Source organism: Paenibacillus intestini (assembly GCF_030803945.1).
GTDB lineage: Bacteria > Bacillota > Bacilli > Paenibacillales > Paenibacillaceae > Paenibacillus > Paenibacillus polysaccharolyticus.
Window position 1 is genome coordinate 249474 of sequence record NZ_JAURUN010000001.1, and the last position, 26662, is coordinate 276135.

Sequence of the window (26662 nt, forward strand, 5' to 3'; positions counted from 1 at the left end):
GGATGGTTTGGGCATCCCCCCTTTCAAGTGTGGAAGTATGTAAGCCTTACAAGTTATATTTCTTTGGTTTGATGCGGGAATGCAGAGCTCAACGATTCATTTCGAGTGTTCCACAGGTGGGAGAGGATCAATGTCAGCAATAAAAGCATACAAAATCCCGCTAAAATCATGATGGTGCCGACGATCGGCCATGCGCTCATACTCCATCCCGTGAGATACTGTAACGTTGCACCGCCAATACCGCCGGAGGCAATCAATATACTCGTTGTCCTTTCCGTCATGCCAGGAATCAGCACATTCGCATAGACGAGTGCGATGCAGAATAAACCCGACATAAATAATCCTGTTCCAAAGATTAGCCCATATGTTACCCATTGACCGGACACGAATACCATAGATACCGTAAACAGCAATGTACCTATCGTGCTCCAGATCAAGAAGGGCATATAATTGACGGCTTCAGCGATTTTGCCAGAGAAAAGGCGTCCTACAATCATTGCAATCCACAGAATGGATACACTTAGGGAGGCGATAGATTCTTTCAGTTCCAAACGTTCTACCAGAATGGAGGGCAGGAAATTCATCAATCCAAGCTCCAGTCCCATGTAAACAAAGAAAAAGACAACGAAGAGGGAGAGCAGCCCCAGATGTTTTTTGGAATAACGGACTTTGTTTGCCCCCTGTTGTGTCGTGTTTTCTCCAGCCTGTTCGAGGTATTGTGCAGCAGGCCGAGGCATGGTGACCCATGGAACCATGAGGATGAGTGCGCAGGCAGCAACCGTGAAGAACGTCAAGTGCCACTGGCCCAACCAGATGAACAGAGCTGCCGCCGCGGGGATGAGAAGTGCGCCAAGGGCGAAATAAACATCCAGTTTGGACATGGCGACCGCTTTCTGATTTTCTGTAAATTCAATAGTGAAGGCTCCAACGGAAGGTTCGATGATGCCTGAGCCAAACCCGACAAGAATGGTTAACAAAAGCAGGACGTTCCACGAAGGCAACCATCCGAGCACCAAATAAGCTGCAATAATGCAGATCAACGCAAGGGTGAGCATCCATTTTCGACCAATTTTAGCCGTTATGGACGGTGACACAAGTACACCGACAAGAAACCCGAGAAACTGCAAAAATAGTAGAAATCCCCCGTCACTGTAACCGCGTTCATAATGAGGTAATAAAACGGGTAGAAGCGCACCAAGTACTACGCTGGTTATGCCAATCAGCAGATAGAAGCCGCAACTTAAAACGAATATTCTTTTCAAATGTCTACCTCCTTGAAATGGATAACATTTTTATAAATTGAAATAAATGTTTATTTTATATTTAACTTATACCATAATTTTGAAATTGTACAAGCTTTTTATTGTAAAATTATGTTAAAGTTTGGCGGGGTCATTCTTTTTTTTTGGTTCATCCTGTCCGATCACAAGATCTATGTCGAAGATGACTCTGTTGCGTCACTTTTCATTTCATGAGAAGATGAGGTTCAGCGCTTTATAAGGTAAACGGAATGACTGATCAAAGGATTGAAAGAACGTAGGAGTACAGATTAAATAATGAGAAGCGGTGAAATATGTTAATCAACAAATACATAAGTGAGACGGGGCATTTTTCCCGCAGGGAAACGACTCGGCGCATTGCAGCCGGAAGAATTACAATCAACGGCAGGGTATGTGTAAAAGGAGATACGGTTGCACCAGGAGACATCGTGCTGATGGATGGGGAGCGCATTCCAGAGCGGAATCCTGAGGCCGTGTATATCGTTCTGAACAAACCCGTTGGCATTACATGCACGGCAGCTGAACATGTTGAGGGCAATATCATTCAGTTTGTGAATTATCCTTCACGCATTTTTGCAGTCGGCCGGTTGGATAAAGCGTCAGAGGGGTTGATTTTACTCACCAATAACGGAGATATCGTGAACAAAATGATGCGTTCGGAGCATCATCATGAGAAAGAATATGTCGTCACCGTGGACAAGCCGGTCACTGATGCATTTCTTCAATCCATGTCACAAGGTGTGGAGATTCTGAATGTGGTTACCAAACCATGTGAGGTGTATAGGCAAGACGAGAACGTTTTTCGAATTATTTTGACACAGGGGCTTAATTTACAAATCCGCCGAATGTGCAAAGCGCTGGGGTACAGGGTTTTAAAGCTGGAGAGAATTCGGATTATGAACATTACACTGGATGAACGGTTGAAAAGGGGAGAGTGGAGACATCTGGAGAAACAGGAGTTGGAGTTACTTATGTCTCAGTTAGATCAAGACAAAGCAGGGGATGAGTAGTGATGGACTTGCCCAATCTCTGTGATATAAGCTAATTTTTTTCGAAAAAGACGCAGAAGACACGACCCCGTTTGCTAGGGATCGTGTTTTTTACATTGTGAACGTGATTACGTAACTTCTAACGAGAAGTGAGTTAAGTGTTGCGACGTAATTTTGCCGAAAATACGTTGCGCTTTTTGCCTCTCGCCGTGCTCTCCGAAATGTAAGAGCCATACAACGTAAGGGATGCACCTAGTATGCTCGCCCATGTCAGTTGCTCATGAAGAATAAGTGCAGATGAACCAACTGTAATCAGAGGTACGAGATAGATGTATACACTTGTTGGAATCGCTCCTAGTAGCTTAACGGCTTGATTCCATGTCACAAAACAAAGGGCTGAAGCGCCCACACCGAGAAAGAGAAGGTTTGATAAATTGGTGAGGTGTGTGAATCTAGCGACATTCAGGTCAGATTCTACTAAACCCAACGCTGGTAGCATGAATAGCAGGCCATAGAAAAACACTTTACGTGTTGCGCCTATAACGTTGTAGTTTCGTAATCCGATTTTACGCATCATAACCGAGTACACTGCCCACACCACAGGAGCGATAAATGCGAGTAGATCACCCAAGGGATTAAGTTGCAACATATAGCTTCCATTCAGGGTAATCAGGATAATGCCACAGATCGCAATGCCAAATCCGCTTACAAAGCGGGTCGTTAACCGTTCCCCATCCAGAAAAAAGTGGGCAAGTACAGCGGTGAAGAAAGGAGCAACGGATACAATGATGCCTGCATTGGAAGCTGTCGTATATACCAAGGCCATATTTTCAATGAGAAAATATAAGGTCACTCCGCATAAACCTGCACCGATAAATAATGCTTCTTCCCGCAAAGAAACAATTTTCTGAGTACGTGGATAGATCATCCACAGGACGAGATAACCAATCAGAAAACGGAACAATAATATTTCAACAGGTGTAAAGTCCTTCAGTAACACTTTTGTTGAAACAAAGGTGGTTCCCCAAATGAGAATGGTAAATAAGGCAAGCAGGTGTCCGGCAACATGGTTGTGATTACGTATTAAAGTCATCGCTTGTTTTCCTGCAATCGTTTAGTCTCGGCTCCGTGATTAAAAATACGACGATATTGTTTGGGAGTTAGACCAATCAGTTTTTTGAAAAAGTTGGTGAAATGGCTTTGATCGCTAAAGCCCGTCTGAGCAGCAACATCTATAGGCAATAGTCCCTGTTCCAAAAGGCGTTTGGCATGATTGATCCGTATCGTTTCAAGATAGCGGTAGGGAGATATACCTTTTTGACGAGTAAACTGTCGCAGTAAATGGTATTTGCTAATCCCCGAAATCTCGGATAATTCATTCAAGCTGATGTTTTCCGAGTAATGGACTTCCATATAATCACACAGTTGCCGAATCTCTAACGTTATCTTCTGTTCGGTTTCAGCCATCTCTGCATCAGCGTAGTCCTTCAGCAGTTGATCTAGTAGCAAGAGAAGCATCTCTTCTTTGCAGAAGTCGGGTTGTTCCTCAAGTATGAACTGATGTAGCTCATGGAGCGAGGAGACCAGCTCACTCTGATATAGAACATGGGTGGAGAACCTTGGCAAATAGGCTTGTCCAGTAATTTCACGCACGTACTCCAGCATAACTTCTGGCTGAATATTGATGCAACGGTAATCCAATTTTCTTCCATCTACCTGCTCACAGGCATGAGGATCTTGGGGGTTGAAAATAATGATGTCACCGCTGTTTAATAGGTATTCCTCGTTGTTGCAGATCAGATGGCGTTTCCCTTCTTCAATAAATCCAATCACATAATAGTCATGAAAATGATTGGGAAATTTCTGCATGATGCCTTCAAATTGATAAGCTTCCAGTTGCAAATCTGGATCATACACGACGGTTCGCACTTCGCGACTCATGATGCACCTTCTTTCTGGTATGTTTAGGTGATTATAACGTGCATCTGAGGCTGAATTCTTGAACAATATTGCTTATTATACCGAAGCGGTGAATCGAGAACATCTATTTGAGTTCAGTTTAGGTTTAATTTAAAATAAGAATGGTAGAGATGAAAAATTTTCCGTCAATGAAATAAATGATTTTCCTTCAAAGGATAAGGAGATGGGATAATATGTTTGAACACTTGGTTATTTTTAAATTTAACGATAAAATCACACCTGCGAAGCAACAGGAGTTTGTAGCTCAGTTGCTTGCGTTACAGGATCAGATTCCTGGAATTGTTGATCTGACGGCTGGCGTGAATGTAACGGAGGAAACCGATCGCATTCAAGGATTCACCCTGGGATTAAGAGTAACATTTGAAGATCAGGAAGCCTTGCGAGCATACGGTCCGCACCCTGCACATCAGGCATTCGTAGCCTCTCTGGATGGCTGGATTGAGAACGTGATTGTAACAGATTATCCGATCCCTGCGAAGTAAAATACCAATAAACACTTGGTTTTATGCCGGATGATCACGTCAGATAAGAACTGTTTTTACTTTGGAATTTCCATGCGACGACATAAATGAGTATGGGTTCACAAATGCTACATGAAGATAAACAAAGGAATTTCTTTGTTAGGAGAAGGAGTGTGACCCATGGAAAAAAACGATTTAAACGCAGGCTGGAATCTGGAAAACAGTTATGCAGAACTGCCTGAAACGTTTTATACAAGACAACAAGCTGTGGCTGTCCAGTCTCCAGACTGGATCATTTTTAATCAAACACTGGCGGTCAGCCTGGGGTTGAATGCAGATGTACTGCAAAGCCCCGAAGGCACAGCTATTTTCGCGGGTAATAACATACCAGACGGAGCCGAGCCCCTTGCACAAGCGTATGCAGGTCATCAATTTGGTAACTTTAATATGCTTGGGGATGGACGTGCTTTGCTCCTGGGTGAACAGATTACTCCGCAAGGGGACCGAGTGGATATTCAGTTAAAAGGTTCAGGACGGACGCCGTATTCCCGCGGAGGGGATGGACGTGCTGCCGTTGGCCCGATGCTTCGGGAGTACATTATCAGTGAAGCAATGGCTGGCCTGGGAATTCCTACGACACGAAGCTTGGCTGTTGTCTCCACAGGAGAGAATATTTATCGTGAAACAGAGCGCCCAGGGGCTATTCTCACTCGAGTCGCGGCCAGTCACATTCGAGTCGCAACTTTTCAGTATGCAGCCCAATTTGGTTCGGTAGAGGATTTACGTGCGCTCGCAGACTACACGGTACGTCGTCATTTCCCGCAAGTAGAAGGTAACGAACAGCGTTATCTAAGCTTCCTACAGGAAGTGATCAAACTTCAGGCGCACCTTGTTGCAAAGTGGCAAAACGTAGGCTTTATTCACGGGGTCATGAATACGGACAATATGGCAATTAGCGGGGAAACGATTGATTATGGTCCCTGTGCCTTTATGGATACGTATAACCCAGCGACCGTGTTCAGCTCAATTGACAGACAAGGCCGATATGCTTATGGCAATCAACCATACATTGCGGGCTGGAATTTGGCTCGTTTTGCTGAAACTTTACTGCCGTTGCTACATGAAGATGAAGAGCAGGCTGTTCAAATCGCTCAGGATGCCATTGCACAATTTTCGGAGCACTATCATCATCACTGGTTAACGGGTATGCGAGCCAAACTCGGTTTGTTTACGGAAGAAGCGCAAGATGAGACCTTGATTAAGGACCTGCTCGATCTGATGGAAAAGCATGCTGCAGACTTCACGAATACGTTTGTGACATTGACTCTGAATAAACTGGAAACCTCCACACTTAGTGACAAGTCCGACTTCAAGGAGTGGCATACACGCTGGCAAGACAGATTAGTTAGACAGCCGGAATCCAGCGATGAAGTGATGGAACAGATGAAACGAAACAATCCCGTAGTGATTCCGCGGAACGAGAAGGTAGAAGAAGTACTGGAGCGAGCAGAGCAGGACGGAGACTACAGTTTGATCCAGCCTTTGCTGGATATTCTCCAGCGTCCTTATGCGTATACTCCTGAACAGGAAGTATTTGGTGCGATGCCAGTGTCCTGTGACCCTTCGTATAAGACATTTTGCGGGACTTAACCTCTCTGTGAACCTGAGAGGAAAAGGTGTGGGCTGCCGAGAGGCAGCTTTTTCATTATTAGCCGTTATAATCGATTATATGAGGTTGATCTCACACCCTAGATGTTAGAGAGAAGGAAGGTGAATCTTGTGTCAAATGTGTTAAGCATGGAGGAGCTAGCCCAGCAACTCCTTGAATTGTTATCACGTACTTCTTACCCGATGGAACAGATGGAAAGTTATGTGAACCGATTGGGAGAGTCGTTCAAATGGGAAGGTGCACCCTATGTCGAAATAGGCGATGGACATTATATTGTTACAATCTATGAACGCGGTGTACCGTCCCTGATTAAAAAGCTGAAGCACGTGGAGGAGGTCCTCTACTGGTTGTTGGAAGATATGATTTTTACAGCCGCCCATGTAAGCCTGCTTAAGAAGTATGGTGTCGATAACGTTAACACCCATCTCGATTATTCAAGTGAAGTGTGGCAAGAGATCGAAGACAACGTACGGGCAGCTTTTCGAAGGATCGGTGAACCATATTTAACTTGGCATCAAGAGGGTAAACGCCGGGAACTGGAAACGGTTCAACCCAGGAAGGGGAAATCTTCGATATGAGCGAACGGGACATTCAGGATGTGTGGTATGATTACGCACTGACTTTTGTGGAAAAAAAGAACCAGTCTGCGCAAGGATGGACTGCGCTTTCCCAGACGGAACAAGAGATTGCAGCGTTGTGGCTGTTTGAGGCAGATGTCTATAATGGTGGTTTTATACAATTCTTCTGCAACTGGGGAGAAGAGGCTTATAAGATCGCATGCAAGGCACTTGAAACGATTAGTGCGAACCAGGTTCTGAGTAATGTGAAGCAGCAGTATGCTTGTTTTGAGCATTTGGAAAACGATTCTAGACTAACGGGGTTGTGGGACATCCCAAAATATCTGGAGACGGAGCAAGAAGAACGTTTGGATGAGCTGGACCAGCAACTCTGGAATAACGAAGATCAGGTTGCGGAGAAGGCTTACGCTTATTACCATGACGAGCTACGGATCAGGTTATAGTTTTGTTGATGGTTTGAATACTTGCGCTTGCAATGTGCAGAACGTTTCGCTATACTGGCTATAATTAAATACATGAATTACGTTGATAGAGCGCAGTAGCGGCTTTGTCCCTGTTACAGAAAGTCAGGGGTTGATGGAACCTGATACATACAAGGGCTGCGAATTACACTCTGGAGTACTTGGGTAATGCCAAGCGGATGGGCAAACGATAACTTGCTGAAAGTGGTATGGATCGCTATTTCTTGAACATATGAATGTTCGGAGAGGTTGTCCATGCAATTTGGGTGGTACCACGGTTATTCTAATCGTCCCTGTGTCTGTGAAGACAAGGCGGCGATTTTTTTGTGTCCAAAAATGCCCGTAGCTGTGTGAATTCGTAGCAAAACGTAAGTCATGCCTGAATTTTGATGATGAAAAGGGGTTATTACAATGAACATTATTGACGAACTACAGTGGCGCGACGCCATTAATCAACAAACGGATGCGGAAGGGCTACGTGAACTGACGGAGACCAAAGCGATCTCCCTGTACTGTGGTGTAGATCCGACAGGTGACAGTATGCATATCGGACACTTGATTCCGTTTATGATGCTGAAACGTTTCCAATTGGCAGGGCACCGTCCGGTAATTCTTATAGGCGGCGCAACGGGTACGATTGGTGACCCGAGTGGTCGTCAGTCCGAACGTTCTTTGCAGACGTTGGAGCAAGTGCAAGAGAATGTAGACGCGTTAACGGCACAGATGAAAAAGTTGTTTGTTACCGAAGGTGACAATCAGGTTCGCATGGTTAACAACTATGACTGGACACATAAGATTAACGTTATCGAGTTCCTGCGTGACTACGGGAAAAACTTTAACCTGAACACCATGCTGGCAAAAGATGTCGTAGCAAGCCGTCTTGAAGGCGGAATTTCATTCACGGAATTCTCTTACCAGATTCTGCAATCACTAGATTACCTTCACCTGTTCCAAACGGAGGATGTACAACTACAGATTGGTGGATCTGACCAATGGGGTAATATTACGAGCGGTCTGGATCTGATTCGTAAAAAAGAAGGCTCAGAATCGAAAGCTTATGGCTTGACCATCCCACTGATGCTGAAGTCGGACGGTACAAAGTTTGGTAAAACAGCTGGTGGTGCGATCTGGCTTGATCCGAATAAAACGACACCGTTTGAATTCTACCAATTCTGGGCGAATACAGATGACCGGGATGTGATTAAATACTTGAAATACTTCACATTCCTGAGCAAAGAAGAAATCGAAGCCTTGGCTGAGAAAGTTGAAACAGAGCCGCATAAACGTGAAGCACAGAAAGCCTTGGCAGAGGAAATGACCAAGTTCGTTCACGGCGAAGAGATGCTGGAGCAGGCAAAACGTATCACAGCAGCTTTGTTCAGCGGAGATATTCGTTCCCTGACAGCAGATGAGATCGAGCAGGGTTTCAAGGAAATGCCAACATACGAAACAGACGGTGAAGCTAAAAATATTGTAGACTGGCTTGTTGATCTTGGTTTGGAGCCTTCCAAACGCCAAGCTCGTGAGGATGTGACCAAGGGAGCCATCTCTATAAACGGCGAAAAAATAACCGAGCTTGAATTTACGGTATCTGCAGAGCACGCGATTGGCGGTAAATTTATCATCATCCGTAAAGGTAAAAAGAACTACAGCCTGGTTAAGCTTCAAGCATAGTTATTTGCAAATCAAGCAACCAAAAAGACCGTCTCCCATGCTGTCAGATGACAGAGGGTAGACGGTCTTTTGTATAACAAGCTAGAAGCTAGCCATATTTTAATGTTGATTGACAATCGCAGTGATCTCTTCATCCAGATCCAAGGTAACATCTTCACGATACGCACGAATGTTGTACTCGCTGTGCAAGTAGCGAAGAATTGCTTCGATCATGTTGGATTCTACCAGGAACTGACTGCGGCCTTGAATCCAGACTTCTGCGGAATAACCTGTATCTTCTTCCCAGCTTAACTCCACATTTACGTCCGTAGGACGCACACCTTTACGCTCTGCCATGTGAATGCAAATTGCATTCACAATCTCATCCATACTTAGAACCATAGAGCTTAGTACCGTCCGTTTCTGTTACGATCATCATCACGATCGTCACGGCGGTCATAACGACCATCCGCAGCAGGCTTACGGCGATTTGTAATGGCTCTGAACAATGCCATAGCCAGCATAACAATCAACATAATTGCTGCTACGTTCACGAGCAATCCAAGAATGTTACCCAGTGCTCCCATACCGCCAAACAGTCCGCCGAACAACATACCGGCCAAACCACCCAGCATCATACCTTTCATGAAGCCGCCGCCACCGCCAAAGAATCCACCACGGTTATTTGCCGCTGCGCCAGTATTGGAATTGTTACGGGAATTGGACTGACTTACGTTATTGTCTGATTTCTTAGGGGTATTCGTGTAACTCTTCGTACCGGATTTGAATCCACCGCCGCCTCGTCTTGCATCAGCACTGTCCGGATTCGTAACACCAACCGTTGCGAACAGTAGTGTGAATGCCATGAAAACCATCATTAGATGTTTAATTCCGAATTTTTTCTTCATTGTATAGATCGTAACCCCCTGAATAAATTTGTTTAACTCCCCAAAATGGGCCTTACTCTAGTAATACGGGTCAACCTGCTGGAACGTTTCAAAATTAATTTAAATTTCTGAAATACTTGGACTCGGGTCTTGAATAGCCGCTTGACCATCGAGAAGCTGGGTGACCCAATGACACCATTCCAACCCTGTCTGGGCATGCATTAACCCTTTTTGCACCAAAATGTAACTTCCAAAATCCCGGTTGCCTACCCGAAGATTATCCTGCGGTATCCGTGATTTCAATTCTTCGAAATACCGTATACGTTCCATGAACCAGCTTTTCCGCTCATTCAGGATACGTCTCATGCTTCCATCTTCGGCAATACCTACACAAAGAATGCGAAGATTAAATTCATCGCGCGTAACGGGCGCCGTAACCGGAGTAATCATCCACTCCAGTAACTTCTGAATGCCTTTTTCCGTAACTGCATACATTTTTTTGTCCGGTTTGTCAGACTGTTGTACCCAGCGGGAGGCGAGTAACTCTTCGTTTTCCATTTTGGACAGGAGCGGGTAGATCTGGCTGTGTTTGGCCTGCCAATGCGGCTGAATCTTCAGCATTAGATCATAACCGGAAGACTCCTCGCGGGTAAGCAGCCCGAGTAATCCGTAGGAAAGTATGTTCATGCACATGTCTCCTTAATATTAGGGCTGGGCCAACGAAACAACCCTTGTTTTGTTTCGTTGACCGCTTTCATAAAAGTGTACACTGAAACTGTATGGTTTGACAACCTGACAGGATAACTGCCTTAATTTAGACAAAAAAAAGTACGAACCAAGAAGGTCCGCACTCCAAACCATTTAGAGAGATGCCTGTTGTCCATACCCGTCAGCGACAAGATCAAGCTCGCCTGTGGCAGAGTCAATCACCATACCGTGAACAGGTACATTGGGAGGAAGTAATGGATGCTTTTTAATCACGTCCACAGTTCCTTTTACCCCTTCTTCAACACTATCAAACCCGCGCAGCCACTTTTGCAGACGAATGCCGGAATTTTCAAGCGTAGACATGACCTCTTCGGAAATTCCCCGTTCTGTCATGTGACCAATCATCGTTTCGGCATGCAGGGAAGCCATACCACATTCTGTATGACCTACCACGAGCACCTCATCGGCGCCCAATTCATAGATAGCAACCAATACAGAACGCATAACACTACCAAAAGGTTGGGAGATAATTGCACCTGCATTTTTGATGATTTTTACATCGCCATTTTTCAGGTTCATCGCTTTCGGCAACATCTCTACAAGACGGGTATCCATACAAGTGATGATGACCATCTTTTTGGTTGGAAACTTGCTAGCCGTATACTTCTCGTATTCTTTAGTCTCGACAAATGATTTGTTGTAAGCCAAAATCTCTTGAATGTTGTTCATGTCCATTGCCTCCTGTTATCCAATACGACGAGCACGGTCATTTGCATGAGATGCAGCTTGTCCTACACGCCTTTGATTAATTAGAGCACCGCAGTCAGTAGACCGCGCTATCCCTATTTTAGAAGCATAATGCATTATACTTCTGTCAAAAGTTGATTATACGCAATGCAAAAAGTATCATCAATAGGGTGTACAAATTTTTTTTGAAGAGGTGAACGGTAACCATGGACAAACAAACACAGCAACATTTGCAATCTTTCCTTATTCTGGCCCGTAAAATAAAAAGTTATCACGAAGCCATTGGTTTGCTTCACTGGGATTTACGCACAGGAGCACCGAAAAAAGGCGTTCCAACTCGCTCCGAGACGCTGGGATTGCTCTCTACTGAGGCATTCAAACTGCAAACCTCCGCTGAGATGAAAGCTTATCTAGATACGTTGACTGAGCCGGATGTGCTGGAGCAACTCGAAGACACCGACCGCCGCCAAGTGGAGGAGTGCAAGAAGGAGTATGATCGCAGTCAGTCGGTTCCACCTGAGAAAGTTCAAGCCTATACCGTACTTACTGCCAAATCGGAGACGGCTTGGGAAGATGCCAAACATAACAGTGACTATGCCGGATTCTCACCATATCTCACCGACATCGTGAAACTTAAACAGGAGTTTATTGACTACTGGGGTGTCAAGGATACAAGGTATGATACCCTACTGGACATGTACGAACCCGGATTGACTGTGGAAAAGGTAGATGCTGTATTCGCCCGCCTCAAAGCGCGTCTCGTTCCACTTCAAGAGAAAATCAATGCGGCGGAGAATAAGCCTAATACTGATTTTCTGAATCAAATTTTTGACACCAAACAGCAGGAGAAGTTCAGTCTGTTTATTCTGGAACAGATGGGATATGACTTTGAAGCAGGCCGTCTTGACGAAAGTGTGCATCCATTTGCTACAGGTTTGAATCCCGGTGACGTTCGAATAACGACTAACTATTTACAGGATGATGTAACCAGTGCGATCTTTAGTTCTCTGCACGAAGGCGGGCACGCACTATATGAGCAAAATATTGATGAGAGTCTTGCCGGTACGCTTCTTGCCGAAGGCACATCGATGGGTATCCACGAATCTCAATCCCGTCTTTGGGAAAATATGATCGGACGCAGTCTGCCTTTCTGGACACGTTATTATAAAGATCTACAGCAACATTTCCCGCAACTGAGCGAAGTGAAGCTGGAAGATTTCTACCGTGCAATAAACCGGGTGGAGAGTTCTCTGATCCGGATTGAAGCAGACGAGCTGACTTACAATCTGCATATCATTATTCGATATGAGATTGAGAAAATGCTTTATAATGAAGGGTTGGAAGTGAAGGATCTGCCAGAAACATGGAATAAAAAATACAAGGAATACCTCGGAATTCTGCCAACCAACGATGGTGAGGGTGTGCTTCAGGATGTACACTGGTCCGGTGGAGATTTCGGTTATTTTGCTTCTTATTCTCTAGGCAATATGTATGCTGCACAGATTATGCATACGTTACGTCAGGAGATGCCGGAGCTGGATCGTCTGATTGAAGAAGGGAATCTGATTCCAATCAAAGAGTGGCTTACAGACAAGATTTATCGCTACGGTAAGAGCCGCACCCCTTCCGAACTAATAGTTGCAGTGACAGGTGAAGAACTGAATCCGGATTATTTGGCAGACTATTTGGAAGCCAAGTATGCTGAGATTTATAAATTATAAAGCGTCTGAATGAAGGTCAGCCAGAAAATTCTGGTTGACCTTTTTTTGTGTGCAAGTTCTTAACCTTTTACTGGGCCTCGGCATATTCATAGTAAAGAGAAACTGCTGAACTCAGAAAAGGAGGGAAATCGAATGAAATATACGCCATGGTTTGTCCGGGGGATTGTAATTTTGTTGATTCTCATTGTAGCGCTGACGAGCTGCAATAAGGAAGAGAATGAAGCCAAGATTACGATTGGTGAAGTGACTCGTTCTGTATTTTATGCACCGGAATATGTAGCCGCGGCTCAAGGTTTTTTTGCAGAAGAAGGGCTTGAAGTGGATATCCAAACAACGGCTGGTGGAGATAAAACGATGGCGGCATTGCTCGCAGGTTCGGTAGATATTGCACTGGTTGGTGCAGAAACATCCATCTATGTCTATCAACAAGGGGCAGAAGACCCGGTCATTAACTTTGCTCAGCTCACGCAGACCGACGGAACGTTTTTATTCGCACGAAATGCACAGGACAGCTTTGATTGGGAACAATTGAGGCAAAGTGTATTTCTCGGACAGCGCAAGGGTGGCATGCCCCAAATGGCCGGGGAGTTTGTTTTAAACAAACATGGCATTAACCCGTCAAGTGATCTGGAATTGATTCAGAATGTGGATTTCGCGAATATTGCTTCTGCCTTTGCTTCAGGCACAGGGGATTATGTACAGCTATTTGAACCGCAGGCATCGATCTTTGAACAGGAGGGCCGAGGTAAAGTGGTGGCATCGTTCGGAACGGAAAGCGGGCATCTGCCTTATACGGTATTTATGACCAAACAAAGTTATTTGAACGAAAACAAAGAACTCGTACAAAAATTCACGAATGCATTGCACAAGGCTCAACTTTGGGTAGATTCTCATACAGCGGAGCAGATTGCACAAGTGATCACCCCGTTTTTCAAAGACATTGATCCTGCCATTCTGACCAGCAGCGTAAGCCGGTATAAGGAACAAGGCACGTATGCCACAGATCCGATCATTGATGGCGATGAGTGGAACAATCTGCTGAATGTCATGAGCGCTGCCGGAGAATTAAAAGAGCGGGTTGAATTGAACACCATTGTTGATCCGTCTTTTGCAGAACAGGCGCTCCAGGGAAGGAAGTGAGGAGCAATGCCTGATTCCGGGAACGTGATTCGACTGGACAATATTTCTCAAGTGTATGTCAGTGAACGCGAAGCATCACTCGTCATCGAGGATTTGAATCTGGAGATCAAACAAGGAGAGTTCGTCAGTCTGGTGGGACCAAGTGGTTGCGGAAAAACAACGCTATTGTCGATCATCGCCGGACTGCTAAAACCGACCCGGGGAAAGGTTGAAGTCGAAGGCAAGCATGTTCAAGGTCCCTCTGCCAATATGGGTTATATGTTGCAACAGGACTATCTGTTCCCCTGGCGGACGATTCTGGATAATGCACTGATTGGGCTTGAGTTGACAGGAAATCTGGACGCACAGAGCAGAGAGCGTACCCGTGAACTTCTCGTTAGTATGGGACTTGGCGGGACAGAAGAGCAGTACCCCTCTGAATTGTCGGGTGGCATGAGGCAACGGGTAGCCCTCGTTCGAACATTGGCCACAGACCCTGCGATACTCTTGCTTGATGAGCCGTTCTCGGCCTTGGATTATCAAACCAAACTACAACTGGAAGATCTTGTATCGGATACGTTAAAACAGTATGGCAAAACTTCCGTGCTGGTCACACACGATTTGTCTGAAGCTATTGCAGTCAGCGACCGGGTCATCGTACTTGACCGCAACCCTGGACGCATTCGGCGTGAATTCGATATCCCTGAACAGATTCGGCTGGCACAGCCTTTCCATGCAAGGGAGCAGGCAGGCTTTAATGAGTTGTTCCAGTCACTCTGGGATGAACTTGTTCAGTCTGGAGGAGGTGAGAAAGATACGTGAGTCAGAAAATTCCAGATCAAGGAAAGCAGGAAGTACGTGAAATTTGGCTGGAAGAACTCCATCGTGACCATCATCGTAGGATGGTTAGATGGCGGCAACATATTTTTGCGGTTCAGCTGTCCATGTTAGTCGCTATGTTTTTACTCTGGGAGCTGGCGGGCAGATTACGGTGGATTGATGTATTGCTCTTCAGTTATCCGAGTAAAATCTTTGCTCAGATTGGCAAGGATGTCGTCAGCGGCGAAATATGGGCACATGTCGGGGTAACCGTAGGTGAAACGGCCGTTGGATTTTTACTGGGGACACTTGTCGGAACGTTGCTTGCTGTTCTGATCTGGTGGTCTCCTTTTTTGTCCAAAGTGCTCGATCCTTATATGGTTGTGTTCAACAGCATGCCTAAGGTCGCGCTCGGTCCGATTTTTATCGTTATGTTCGGGGCAGGATTTACAGCCATTGTGATGACAACCCTCTCTATTACGGTCATCATTACAACGCTCGTTGTGTACAACAGCTTTAATGAAGTGGATCCCAATTATGTGAAGGTTATTCGCACGTTTGGCGGTGAACGATCTGAAATTTTTGCCAAAGTTGTGTTTCCTGCTTCATTCCCCACAATTGTATCTACGTTAAAAGTCAATGTGGGTATGGCCTGGGTTGGGGTCATCGTCGGTGAGTTTCTGGTCGCCAAACAGGGGCTGGGATATTTAATCATCTACGGATTCCAGGTGTTCAACTTCACACTTGTGTTATCAAGCCTGCTCATTATTGCAGTCGTAGCTACCGCTATGTATCAACTGGTTGTATATGCAGAACGCAAGTTACTATCGTCTGGTCGTAGATCATAGCTCGAAAATGAAAAGTGACTGACAGAGCCATTTTACAAGTATTCATCATATGTATACAATTTCACAAGAGGTGTCACGTTGCCCCCAATTGTAAAATCAAGTAGGATATTTGATGGAAGGAAAACCTTCATGCCGGGCAGAAACACATGGGATGAGTATAGGTCGGTTACAGGTTTAGACTCTTTCGGTTATCGCAATTGAAAGGGCAGTGTTTCTTCTTCGTGGCATGTTTCTGTGACCGGCATGTGTTGTGCATGCCGGTTGATGTCGTCTAGTTTGTAACCGGTTGAGTCATACTAAACAGGGAACATATGGACCGCGAACTTTTGTACAGCTTAGAGGAGATGGAATGTTAAATGGGGTTTAGAGTCATTAAAACGGCAATCGCAGCGCTGATGGCTGTACTGATAGCGGACTGGTGCCGCCTGCCAGGACCAACATCAGCAGGCTTGCTTGCGATTCTGGGTGTGGATGTTACACGAAAAAGGAGTATTCGAACGATATCGGCACGTTTTTTTGCGTCCGTGGTTGGCCTTTTGTTTGCAAGTGTACTTTTTCACTTTCTCGGCTTCCATTATTGGGTGTTGGGCGTATACATACTCACGGCTTTTCCGGTGATTGTTCGGGTGGGCTTTAAGGAAGGTATTGTGACAGGTTCAGTCGTGGTGTTTCGGGTATTTAGCGGTGGAGAGATGGATGTGCATGTCATTCTTGTACAGATTGCGCTGCTCTTGATCGGCCTTGGTTCAGCGATGGTTGTGAATCTGGCTTATATGCCTGCGGCTGATCCACAGATGCTCCGGATACGCAAACGGATTGACGAATTGTTCTCGAAAATTTTCCGGGAGTTCGCCACAACTTTGCGTAACCCCAATGAAGTATGGGCGGGCAAAGAATTAATTGAAGCGGATAAAGCCGTACTCGGCGGAATTGAAGCCGCCAAACGTTCACTGGAGAATCAGGTCATTCATCCCAATGAAGGCTGGAGCGTATACTTTTATATGCGTAAAACCCAGCTGGATTCCATACAGCACATGATGCATCTTGTATCCCAGGTCTATCAGAAAATGCCTCATGCCGAGATGGTAGCGGAGCTGTTCGATCAGCTCAGTCAGGACGTGTTGACCGAATCGTACACGGGACGAACGGAAAAGTTGCTTGCTGATGTGCAGGAAGAATTCAGACAAATGGAGTTGCCGGATACAAGGGAAGAATTCGAGATGCGTTCCGCAATTCTCCAGCTGTGCCGGGAGCTCTCCATGTATCTGAAAATCGCCAAGAAGGACAAAGCGCCTTCTCCAATCTCAGACCGCTCGCAATCTGTAAACGAATCATAGAAAATAGTTGTCACCCTAGACGGATGTCCTGCATACACTTGTAGTGAATGATTGTATGGAGGAGGTTTAAAGATGTCATTGAGTCATAAACATCAATGTAGAGAGATTATCACGAAGGCGATCTGCGGCAAAGGTCGTAAGTTCTCTACCGTAACACATACCGTGACTCCGCCCAATGGACCGACCAGCATTTTGGGGGCTTGGATTATCAACCACCAGTATGAAGCTGTATCAGCGGGGGACGGGATTGAAGTTATTGGTACTTACGATATCAACATTTGGTATTCCTACGACAAAAATTCGCAGACAGATGTAGCTAAAGAAACGGTATCGTATGTAGAACATGTGCCTTTGTCCTATCTGGACCCGAAACACCGGACTTCCACTGTAGAGGTATCTGCGGATGCAACGCAGGAGCCTAGCTGTGTGGAAGCCACAGTGTCCTCGGGCGGCGGCAGCGTAATTATCCGGGTTGAGCGGGAATTCGCTGTAGAGCTTGTGGCTGAAACGAAAGTCTGTGTCAAGGTATGCACGGATGGCTGCGGTGATTACGAAGACAAGGATTATGACTATGGCAGCGCGGATGGAGACTATGATGATCTCGATCCAGACCTGCTGGATAATGAGTTGTAAATCGCTCATCCGAAAAGGGAAAGTGAATGTTCATAACCTAAGGTATCATATGCACCATAAGGTGCGGCGAAGAGGGCGTAAGCCCTCTTTCTTTCATAAAGTACAAAAAATGGGTTGTGACGAGCCTCATTATGCGCCTGAAGAGTTTAACGGGAAGGCTCCGCAGCTGCGGGGTCTTTTTTTGATAAGCAAGAACATGGCGAAGGGAGGGACGGAATGGACTTCATGGAAGAAGCCGAAAAGGGTGTTCAAGCTTATACACGTCTGGGCGCTGGCGAACGGATAACGCGTTTAAAACAGGCAGGGATCGAAGTGCTGTCCATGAGTGAGCAACGTAAGCGGGAAGCTGGACTCCGTGTGCGGTATGATGTGCATATCAGCTGCCTTCAGGCCATTCGGATTATACGCAGAGACACGAGCGGAATGGGAGCGAGACAGGAAAGCGAACTGGACCGTGAAGCGTCATCATCTGTTTATAAACGGGTAGAGCGCCTTGCGATCAAGACGTTGTATACATTAGGTCTAGATCATGGGGCTGTCCGTTTGGAAGCTTCGGGTAATGGCGGGTGTGCAGTCATTTCGGTTAATCCCGACCCGTGGAAAGGTGTAACAGACCTTGCTCTGCTTTATAGGGAAAGCTGGCAGCAACATCAGACGTTATTGAACCAGGAGCGGCAGGAGAACCTGGTTCCTGTGCTCGGCATGGACCCTGAGTTTCTACTGGTGCAGATGCCTGAGTCCAAAATTGTACCTGCTTCTCGTTTTCTCGAACGCACGGGTATCGCAGGCTGTGATTCAGTAACGATTGGTGGCAGACGGGTGTACCCCGTTGCCGAGCTTCGTCCAGCTCCGAGTGCAGAACCGCGTGAGTTGTTGTCGCATTTATTGCGAGCCTTTGCGGTTGCCTCACGCAGCATAAGTGACTCCTCTTTGATCTGGCAGGCAGGTGGAATGCCGCAACGAGGATTGCCGCTAGGTGGCCACATTCATTTTAGTCGCTTGCATCTAACGGGGGGATTACTCCGTGCTCTGGATAATTATTTGGCACTACCACTGGCAGTGTTGCAAGATCCACGCGGATCAGGAAGAAGACCAAGGTACGGAACGTTAGGTGACTTTCGTCTGAAAGCCTATGGTGGATTCGAATATCGGACACTGCCGAGTTTTCTTGTTTCGCCGGTTGTTGCTAAAGGGGTTGTTGCTCTTGCAGGTCTGATTGCATGCCACTACGATCTGTTAAAACAGCGTCCTTTAGCAGAGGAGAAGGTTCATTCCGCGTTTTACGAAGGACAGCGTCATGTCATGATGACCTGTATCCCGTCACTGATGGACGATCTGAAACAGTTACCCGGATACGCTAGGTATGAACGATATGCTGCGCCTCTCATGAGGCAATTCAAACGGGGGCATACCTGGGATGAGAGCCGGGATATTCGTAAACTTTGGAATATTCGGGCAGGCTCATGAAGAAGCGTCATTTTTTTGTTATAATGAAATATAGGACTTTTAATACGTTAAGATACGGAAGATATGAAGCAGTAAGCCCATGAAGGAACAGGCGGATAGCCGAACATAAGGCGGAGGTGCGCGATCTTGGTGCCTGACCGCCTTATTGCCTTCCAGGGAACTTTCTTCCTGACATCATAGGAACGGATGGTGGATCGATATCATGGCTCAGTACACGCCAATGATTCAACAATATTTGCAAGTGAAATCCGAAGCACAGGATGCATTTCTTTTTTTCAGATTAGGTGATTTCTACGAAATGTTCTTCGATGACGCAATCAATGCTGCAAGAGAACTGGAGATCACGTTAACAGCACGCAACGGAGGCACAGACGACAAAATTCCGATGTGTGGCGTGCCCTATCATTCGGCGGAAAATTACATACAGCGTCTGATTGAGAAAGGGTATAAAGTAGCTATCTGCGAGCAGATGGAAGATCCGACAGTAACCAAAGGCATGGTACGCCGCGAGATTGTTCGTGTCGTTACACCCGGAACGGTGATGGAAGGAAAGACGCTGGGGGACAAGTCTAACAACTACATGGTATGTCTAACCGGTAACCAAAACACGCTCGCTCTTGCTGCCTGTGACCTCTCTACAGGAGAACTGTACGTCACATCAGTTCCATACTCCAAGGAGTGGCTTAAGGACGAAATTGGCATCTATGAGCCGTCTGAACTTGTTGGAGATGAAGCCCTGCTGGAGCTCGTAGAATCCGAATCATCTCCAATCGGCCGTCCGGTAGTCTATACCGCATGGACTAAAAGCAAGGAAAACCTCGTGCGTCAGCAGTTTGGCGAGTCGGTATGGGCAAGGCTGGAGCCGGAGCGTCAAGCATGTGTAGCACGTCTTTTCTCGTATCTAAGTGAAACGCAGAAGCGCTCGCTCGGACAATTGACACAAATCTCTACGTATGAGCCGGATCATTATATGATTCTTGATCCGTTTACACGCCGTAATCTGGAGCTTGTAGAAACGGTGCGAGAACGTTCGAAGAAAGGCTCTCTGCTGTGGTTGCTGGATCGCACGGAGACGTCCATGGGCGCCCGCATGATGCGGCGCTGGGTGGATAAACCTCTTTTGCAAAAAGGAAAGATCAATGAAAGACTGGAAGCAGTAGATACCTTGTATAACCAGTTTATTCTGCGTGAGGATCTGCGAGCTGAGCTGAAAGACATCTATGACTTGGAACGTCTGGTGGGACGAATTGCTTTTGGGAATGCGAATGGTCGTGACCTGAACGCGCTCAAATCGTCACTGGACAAAATTCCGAGTCTGCGCCACCACTGCGCGGCATCTTCGTCTGTAACGCTCCAGCATATCGCTGAAATGATGGATGATTGCGCTGATTTGCGTGATGCGATTGGACAGGCTATCGTGGATGAACCGCCCGTGTCGGTTAAAGATGGGGGCTTGATCCGCGAAGGATACCACGCCCGTCTGGATGAGCTTCGGGAAGCTTCGGTGAATGGTAAACAGTGGATTGCCGAGCTGGAAGCAAGAGAACGTGAAGCAACGGGCATCCGCTCGCTGAAAATCGGGTACAACAAGGTGTTCGGTTATTATATTGAAATCACTAAATCGAATCTTGCTTCACTTCCTGAAGGTCGGTATGAGCGTAAACAAACACTTGCGAACGCTGAACGATATATTACACCTGAACTGAAAGAGAAGGAGACACTCATTCTTGAAGCTCAGGACAAAATGGTCGATATCGAGTACGGTCTGTTTGCAGAGCTACGTGAACGTCTTAATCAAGAGATTGCACGTCTACAGAAGCTTGCTGAGCAAGTGGCTGAAATTGACGTATATCAATCGTTTGCAGTGATTAGTGCAGAGCGTAACTTTGTGCGTCCCGTGTTGACAGATGGATATAATCTGGTCGTCGAGCAAGGACGGCATCCGGTCGTGGAGGCCGTCATGCGTGATGGGGCGTTTATTGCAAACCATACTGCGATGACTGAGGAGGAGGCACGTATTCTATTGATTACCGGGCCGAATATGGCGGGTAAAAGTACGTATATGAGACAAGTGGCGCTCATCTCGATTTTGGCGCAGATCGGATGTTTTGTGCCTGCGGGTCAAGCGGAAGTACCTATTATGGATCGGATCTTCACACGGATTGGTGCTGCGGATGATCTGATCGGTGGTCAGAGTACGTTTATGGTGGAGATGGCTGATATTCAGGTCATGACCGAAAAAGCAACGCCGCGCAGTCTCATCATTATCGATGAGTTGGGCCGAGGGACTTCCACCAGTGAAGGCATGGCGATAGCACAATCGGTCATTGAATATGTACATGACGTGATCGGCTGTAAAGCTCTTGTATCCACCCACTTTCATGAGCTGGCTCATCTGGAGGAAAGTCTGGACAAGCTGGCAAATTATTCGATGGCGGTTCAGGAGAGCGGTGACAAAGTAAACTTCCTGCGCAAGTTGATTGCGGGTGCGGCAAGTAGCAGTTACGGCATCTATTGTGCAAGGCTTGCGGGTCTCCCTGATAGCATTATTGAGCGTGCTAATGGACTACTGCATGGTTTCGAACAAGCAGCCTCACAGGTAGCGGTTGGCAGTGAGTTTGTGAGTGAGAACAGAGCGTCACCCGAACAGTTGGCAAAGGTGCAAGCGGCGACTCGTTTGGAATCATCGAACGTTGCGGAGGAGCCGTTCATTCGGGAGGAAAGCCCGAAGAATCTATCCAAACAGGGACAGCAGGAGGTTGTACAGCTGTCGATCTTCGACGACGAGCAGTCAGCAACTGTGCAACCTACTAAAACAGTTATAGTTGAAGATAAACCTGCACGCGAACTGATCCGTCATATGAAAGAAATTGATGTGATGAACATGACGCCTTTGCAGGCGATGCAAATCTTGAATGAACTTAAATTAAAGGCACAGCAATTATCCTGAGTAACCGGGAGGAGGAGAATCTGTGGCGAAAATTCATGTGCTTGATGAACATATTGCCAACCAGATTGCGGCGGGTGAGGTGGTTGAACGGCCTGCATCTGTCGTAAAGGAACTGCTGGAGAATGCAGTGGATGCAGGGGCCTCCAAGATTGAAGTGGCAGTGGAGGAAGGCGGTCTGCTTCGCATCCGGGTAAAGGATAACGGCTCAGGCATAGAGCCGGATGATCTGGAGACAGCTTTCTACCGCCATGCGACCAGTAAAATAACCCACGGACGTGATCTGTTTCAGATCACAAGTCTCGGGTTCCGCGGAGAGGCGCTACCAAGTATTGCAGCCGTCTCCAAGGTGGAAGTGCTGACCGCTAGTGGAGACGACGGGCGGGGACGACGAATCGTGATTGAAGGCGGCAAGCTCTGCACTCACGAGGATGCTGCATCACCACAAGGAACGGAGTTTGTGGTTAAGGAGTTATTTTACAATACGCCTGCAAGACTAAAGTATATGAAAACCATTCAGACCGAGCTGGGACACATCTCGGATGTGTTATATCGCATGGCGATGTCGCATCCGCATATTTCGTTCACTCTTCGGCACAATGAGAATACGTTACTGCAAACGCTGGGTAATGGTGATCTGTTACAGGTGGTTGCGGCGATCTATGGTACGAGTGCGGCTAAAGCGATGCTGCCTATTGAGGGCGAAAATCTGGATTACAAGATCAGCGGTCTGATCAGTCTGCCGGAATGGACACGTGCGAATCGTGCGGGGATGTCAACGATTGTGAACGGACGATATATTCGCAACTATGGATTAAATCAGGCGATTCTGAAAGCCTATCACACGTTGCTCCCTATTAATCGTTTTCCGCTCGTGGTACTGCAGTTGGAAATGCACCCTTCACTCGTGGACGTGAACGTTCACCCGGCGAAGCTGGAGGTTCGTTTTAGCAAAGAGACGGAGCTATACGAGTTTGTGGAAACCACGTTGCGTGGGATTTTAAGGCAAGAGGTATTGATTCCGCAAGTAAGGAAACAGCAAATTAGACGTGGAGATGACAGTTCATTTATCCAAGAACAATTTTTGTTCCCTCGTGGACCCGTGAAAGAGCAGGAAGTAAGTGAAGGATATGGCCAACAAGGACCGCTTGGTAAACCGGTTTTAGAAGATGATCATTCTGACCTGGATGCGCCAGCGGAAATTGAATCAGGAGCAGGAATAGCTACAGTAACAGGAGTCGGCGCAGGAAATGGCTCAGAACCAGCATTACAGCAAAGTTCTTCCGATTTCTCGCAATCGGCTCCTTTGCCCGAAGCACCACCGGAATCTACTCCAGCGTACGGTTCGCTCGATCTCTTGAACGGAGCCCAGTTTGATCAAAGGAATGATTCAGAGCAGGAGAGTAAGGGTGAGAATCCAGGCCAACATTCTCGGAACAATGTGGGTGAAAGTGCAGATGTGCGTGCCGACAAAGTAGCTGCTACGAGCACATCTGAAACCCCAGCGGCTACCGGGAGTCAAACCGAAGCGTATCGTGCGCCATCCTACAGCGCTCCAGTAAGGGAAAGCCGTACGCCATACACATCGTCAGGTCAAAAAGGAGAGCGTAGCTGGAAAAAAGCATCGATACCCGATCCGGCCAAACTGTCGGCTGCAATGCACGCAGATCCTTCTATGCCTGCGTTCCCTGAACTTAGTCTGATTGGTCAGCATCACGGAACGTACCTGATTGCACAAAACGATGAAGGGTTATATTTGATCGACCAGCATGCGGCGCATGAACGGGTAAATTACGAGTACTATTACGAACAGTTTGGCAATCCGGCTCAGGCCTCACAGGAGTTGCTACTGCCGATTACCCTTGAATTCACACCTTCCGAGACAGAAAAGCTAAAAGCAAGACTCGCCTGGTTTGAACAAGCGGGGGTATATCTGGAGCATTTCGGCGGCCAAACTTTCCGTGTGCGTTCTCATCCTTACTGGTTCCCTAAAGGAGACGAAAAAGACATTATCGAGGAAATGTCGGAATGGGTTCTAAGTGAGCGTAGCATTGATGTGGCTAAGATGCGTGAAGCCGCTTCGATTATGTGCTCCTGCAAAGCTTCCATTAAAGCGAATCAAAAGCTTACCGACCGGGAAGCGGAAGTGTTGATTCAGCGTCTGGGTTCATGTCGGCAGCCATACACGTGTCCGCACGGGCGGCCAATAGTAATTTCTTTTTCAACATATGATCTGGAAAAATTATTTAAACGAGTGATGTAGCTTTATAGGGGGATATTATGTATATAACGACGGGTGACAAGGAGGCGGCTTCTCTGGTGGAACGTGCGCGTGCATTGGCTGCTGCGACTGGCGGCACCTATGTAGCACGCAACAGAACATCTCTCCCCAAAATGCTTGAGCAATATGGAATTCAAGACATTCTGGTGGTGCTGAAAGGGAGAGCGCGCTTGTTCCGGAAAGATGCATCCGAGCTTGAATTTCACCCGAGTATGGGATTTGTACGTGCCAAACGAGTGTTGAGGGGAGAGCCTGATCCGATGCTTGAAGCAGGTGCTGTTCGCGAAGGAGATACGGTTGTGGATTGTACCGCAGGGCTTGGCTCGGATTCACTCGTTTTTGCGGTGGCGACAGGTGTTCGAGGGCATGTGATTGCCTGTGAAAGCTCCGCGCCACTCTATACACTTTTACTTGATGGCATGTCCCATTATGAGAGCAACGAACCATCCATAGACGAGGCGTTCCGGCGCATTGAACTGCGAAATCAGGATCATCTGGAACTGCTTCGTTCATTGCCTGACCATAGCTGTGATACGGTTTATTTTGATCCGATGTTTCGTGAACCGATGATGGATTCGAGTGCAATCAAGCCTTTACGCGACTATGCCAATGCCCGTGCATTAGCGGAAGAGAGTATTAAAGAGGCGAAGAGAGTCGCACGCAAGCGAGTGGTCATGAAAGAAAAACGCGGCAGCGCAGAGTTTGAAAGGCTTGGATTCCAGGTGCTGGATCGGGCGAATGCAAAAACCTTGTACGGAGTGATTAATGTTGAAACCGGAAGTTGAAAAAAAACCAAAGCTACTGGTGCTGGTTGGACCGACAGCTGTAGGCAAAACAAGATTGAGCATTGAGCTGGCACAGGCTTTTAACTGTGAAATCATATCGGGAGATTCCATGCAGGTTTATCGTGAGATGGATATCGGAACGGCGAAAATAACGACGGAAGAAATGAAGGGCATTCCCCATCATCTGATTGACATTCATGAGCCGGAATATCCGTATTCCGTAGCGGAGTTTCAGGAAAGCTGTACACGTTTGATTCCTGAAATTCATGCACGGGGTAAACTGCCCTTTATCGTGGGTGGCACGGGTTTATACGTGGAATCGGTTTGTTATGGCTTTCAATTCTCGGACAGTGGCTCAGATGAAGCATTTAGGGAAGAGCAGTTCAGTTATGCTCAGCAGCATGGGGCACAGGCACTTCATGATCGGCTCAGGGAAGTTGATCCAGCCAGTGCGGATCGTCTTCATGCGAATGACCAGCGGCGAATTGTACGTGCGCTTGAAATCTTCCATCTTACAGGTGAGAAATGGTCGGAGCAGCTGGCTGTTCAGAAGAAAGAGTCTCCGTACGATCTACTTATCATCGGTTTGACAATGGATCGCCAGAAGTTATACGCCCGAGTCGAAGAACGAATCGATCTGATGATTGAGCAAGGGCTGGTCGATGAGGTAAAAGCGTTGCTGGAACGCGGAGTCGCGCGAGGTCATATTTCTATGCAGGGCTTGGGATACAAGGAGATTGCCGCATATTTGCAAGGTGAAGTTAGCTGGGATGCTGCGGTAGAGTGGCTTAAAAGGGATACTCGCCGCTTTGCGAAACGTCAGTTGTCCTGGTTCCGTCATATGAAAGATATTCAGTGGTTGGACATGACGGACACCGAAAATTTTGAAGGCCAGTATAAGCAAGTAAGTGAATTGATTACACATACATGGAATTAAACGAAGTCAGACGAAACCTCTACTTTTCGATGAAAAGCTGGAGGTTTTTATTTTTGTTTAGGGTATGCTACCCCTATATGGAAAAAATGGTTCTGTCAATATGATTCAAATCGCTGATTTCAGGATAAAATTTAAGTGATTATTCTTCGGAAATTGGTAGTTTTGAGATCAAAGGTAAAAGGAACTGATCTGTTATTCAGTCTGCTACGTAACGTTCTCATAGTGCAAATGGTCGTTCCTGTGTGGAACCATTTACTAGTAGTGTGATATTACTTAACACGGTATAACGCATTAAAATTTGTTTAGTGGAGCCTCGTTATACGGTTATTACGTGAAATTTGTTCCTCTTTTGCAA

General features: G+C 46.6%; 24 protein-coding genes and 1 other annotated feature. Of the genes, 17 read left to right on the top strand and 7 right to left on the bottom strand.

Translation table 11 applies throughout. The annotated features are described in order from the left end of the window. Positions 1-53: 53 nt before the first annotated feature. A complete protein-coding gene (locus J2T16_RS01080) occupies positions 54-1262 on the bottom strand; it encodes an MFS transporter (RefSeq protein ID WP_221789364.1) in 1209 nt (402 codons plus the stop codon). A 311-nt stretch (positions 1263-1573) separates the two neighbouring features. Between J2T16_RS01080 and J2T16_RS01085 the strand changes: the two genes are divergently transcribed. Further along, on the top strand, positions 1574-2290 hold the full coding sequence (locus tag J2T16_RS01085; RefSeq protein ID WP_221789365.1) for a pseudouridine synthase: 717 nt from the start codon (positions 1574-1576) through the stop codon (positions 2288-2290). 133 nt (positions 2291-2423) lie between these two features. On the opposite strand, the gene J2T16_RS01090 is transcribed toward J2T16_RS01085, so the two are convergent. Both J2T16_RS01090 and J2T16_RS01095 read right to left on the bottom strand, forming a co-directional pair. After that, positions 2424-3353 (bottom strand): DMT family transporter, encoded by a 930-nt coding sequence (locus tag J2T16_RS01090; RefSeq protein ID WP_434349241.1) that lies wholly within the window; start codon positions 3351-3353, stop codon positions 2424-2426. 5 nt (positions 3354-3358) lie between these two features. Then, positions 3359-4210, bottom strand: coding sequence for a helix-turn-helix domain-containing protein (locus tag J2T16_RS01095; RefSeq protein WP_336120178.1), 852 nt, complete (start codon positions 4208-4210; stop codon positions 3359-3361). Positions 4211-4422: 212 nt separating this feature from the next. Between J2T16_RS01095 and J2T16_RS01100 the strand changes: the two genes are divergently transcribed. The 5 genes from J2T16_RS01100 to tyrS all read left to right on the top strand — a co-directional run bounded on the left by J2T16_RS01100 (position 4423) and on the right by tyrS (position 9092). Then, on the top strand, positions 4423-4731 hold the full coding sequence (locus J2T16_RS01100; RefSeq protein ID WP_090916867.1) for a Dabb family protein: 309 nt from the start codon (positions 4423-4425) through the stop codon (positions 4729-4731). Between the two features lie 159 nt (positions 4732-4890). Next, positions 4891-6360, top strand: coding sequence for a protein adenylyltransferase SelO (locus J2T16_RS01105; RefSeq protein WP_336120177.1), 1470 nt, complete (start codon positions 4891-4893; stop codon positions 6358-6360). Positions 6361-6489: 129 nt separating this feature from the next. Further along, positions 6490-6957, top strand: a complete 468-nt coding sequence (locus J2T16_RS01110) for an Imm63 family immunity protein (protein ID WP_499017524.1) — start codon at positions 6490-6492, stop codon at positions 6955-6957. After that, complete coding sequence (locus J2T16_RS01115) at positions 6954-7400, top strand: DMP19 family protein (protein ID WP_221789370.1); 447 nt, start codon at positions 6954-6956, stop codon at positions 7398-7400. The genes J2T16_RS01110 and J2T16_RS01115 overlap by 4 nt, the downstream gene beginning before the upstream one ends. A gap of 73 nt (positions 7401-7473) precedes the next feature. Next, positions 7474-7716 (top strand) — a binding site (T-box leader). Positions 7717-7829: 113 nt separating this feature from the next. Continuing rightward, positions 7830-9092, top strand: a complete 1263-nt coding sequence (tyrS, locus tag J2T16_RS01120) for a tyrosine--tRNA ligase (protein ID WP_090916859.1) — start codon at positions 7830-7832, stop codon at positions 9090-9092. Positions 9093-9191: 99 nt separating this feature from the next. On the opposite strand, the gene J2T16_RS01125 is transcribed toward tyrS, so the two are convergent. From J2T16_RS01125 to J2T16_RS01140, 4 genes are all read right to left on the bottom strand, one after another. Then, positions 9192-9473: a YxcD family protein gene (locus J2T16_RS01125; RefSeq protein ID WP_090916857.1), complete on the bottom strand. Its 282-nt coding sequence runs from the start codon at positions 9471-9473 to the stop codon at positions 9192-9194. Positions 9474-9478: 5 nt separating this feature from the next. Next, positions 9479-9979 (bottom strand): hypothetical protein, encoded by a 501-nt coding sequence (locus J2T16_RS01130; RefSeq protein ID WP_090916855.1) that lies wholly within the window; start codon positions 9977-9979, stop codon positions 9479-9481. Positions 9980-10078: 99 nt separating this feature from the next. After that, entirely contained in the window at positions 10079-10645 is a 567-nt protein-coding gene (locus tag J2T16_RS01135; protein WP_090916853.1) for a PadR family transcriptional regulator, read from the bottom strand. Positions 10646-10819: 174 nt separating this feature from the next. Further along, positions 10820-11395: a beta-class carbonic anhydrase gene (locus J2T16_RS01140; RefSeq protein WP_090916851.1), complete on the bottom strand. Its 576-nt coding sequence runs from the start codon at positions 11393-11395 to the stop codon at positions 10820-10822. Between the two features lie 224 nt (positions 11396-11619). Here J2T16_RS01140 and J2T16_RS01145 point away from each other — a divergent pair, with 224 nt between their 5' ends. The 11 genes from J2T16_RS01145 (at position 11620) to miaA (ending at position 26307) form a co-directional block, all read left to right on the top strand. Further along, a complete protein-coding gene (locus tag J2T16_RS01145; protein WP_499017528.1) occupies positions 11620-13134 on the top strand; it encodes a carboxypeptidase M32 in 1515 nt (504 codons plus the stop codon). Between the two features lie 132 nt (positions 13135-13266). Further along, complete coding sequence (locus J2T16_RS01150; RefSeq protein ID WP_499017530.1) at positions 13267-14274, top strand: ABC transporter substrate-binding protein; 1008 nt, start codon at positions 13267-13269, stop codon at positions 14272-14274. A gap of 6 nt (positions 14275-14280) precedes the next feature. Next, complete coding sequence (locus J2T16_RS01155) at positions 14281-15075, top strand: ABC transporter ATP-binding protein (RefSeq protein ID WP_090916844.1); 795 nt, start codon at positions 14281-14283, stop codon at positions 15073-15075. A gap of 80 nt (positions 15076-15155) precedes the next feature. Beyond that, on the top strand, positions 15156-15920 hold the full coding sequence (locus tag J2T16_RS01160) for an ABC transporter permease (protein ID WP_499017887.1): 765 nt from the start codon (positions 15156-15158) through the stop codon (positions 15918-15920). A gap of 356 nt (positions 15921-16276) precedes the next feature. Then, complete coding sequence (locus J2T16_RS01165) at positions 16277-17257, top strand: aromatic acid exporter family protein (protein WP_499017532.1); 981 nt, start codon at positions 16277-16279, stop codon at positions 17255-17257. 72 nt (positions 17258-17329) lie between these two features. Next, the gene (locus J2T16_RS01170) at positions 17330-17890 is read left to right on the top strand and encodes an outer spore coat protein CotE (protein WP_499017534.1); all 561 of its coding nucleotides are present in this window, start codon (positions 17330-17332) and stop codon (positions 17888-17890) included. 216 nt (positions 17891-18106) lie between these two features. Continuing rightward, complete coding sequence (locus tag J2T16_RS01175) at positions 18107-19357, top strand: putative amidoligase domain-containing protein (RefSeq protein WP_253493829.1); 1251 nt, start codon at positions 18107-18109, stop codon at positions 19355-19357. Between the two features lie 202 nt (positions 19358-19559). Further along, on the top strand, positions 19560-22307 hold the full coding sequence (gene mutS, locus J2T16_RS01180; RefSeq protein WP_499017536.1) for a DNA mismatch repair protein MutS: 2748 nt from the start codon (positions 19560-19562) through the stop codon (positions 22305-22307). A 22-nt stretch (positions 22308-22329) separates the two neighbouring features. Then, a complete protein-coding gene (mutL, locus tag J2T16_RS01185; RefSeq protein ID WP_499017538.1) occupies positions 22330-24567 on the top strand; it encodes a DNA mismatch repair endonuclease MutL in 2238 nt (745 codons plus the stop codon). Positions 24568-24584: 17 nt separating this feature from the next. Beyond that, positions 24585-25370, top strand: coding sequence for a class I SAM-dependent methyltransferase (locus tag J2T16_RS01190; RefSeq protein WP_499017541.1), 786 nt, complete (start codon positions 24585-24587; stop codon positions 25368-25370). Continuing rightward, positions 25351-26307: a tRNA (adenosine(37)-N6)-dimethylallyltransferase MiaA gene (gene miaA / locus J2T16_RS01195; RefSeq protein WP_499017543.1), complete on the top strand. Its 957-nt coding sequence runs from the start codon at positions 25351-25353 to the stop codon at positions 26305-26307. The genes J2T16_RS01190 and miaA overlap by 20 nt, the downstream gene beginning before the upstream one ends. Positions 26308-26662 lie beyond the last annotated feature (355 nt).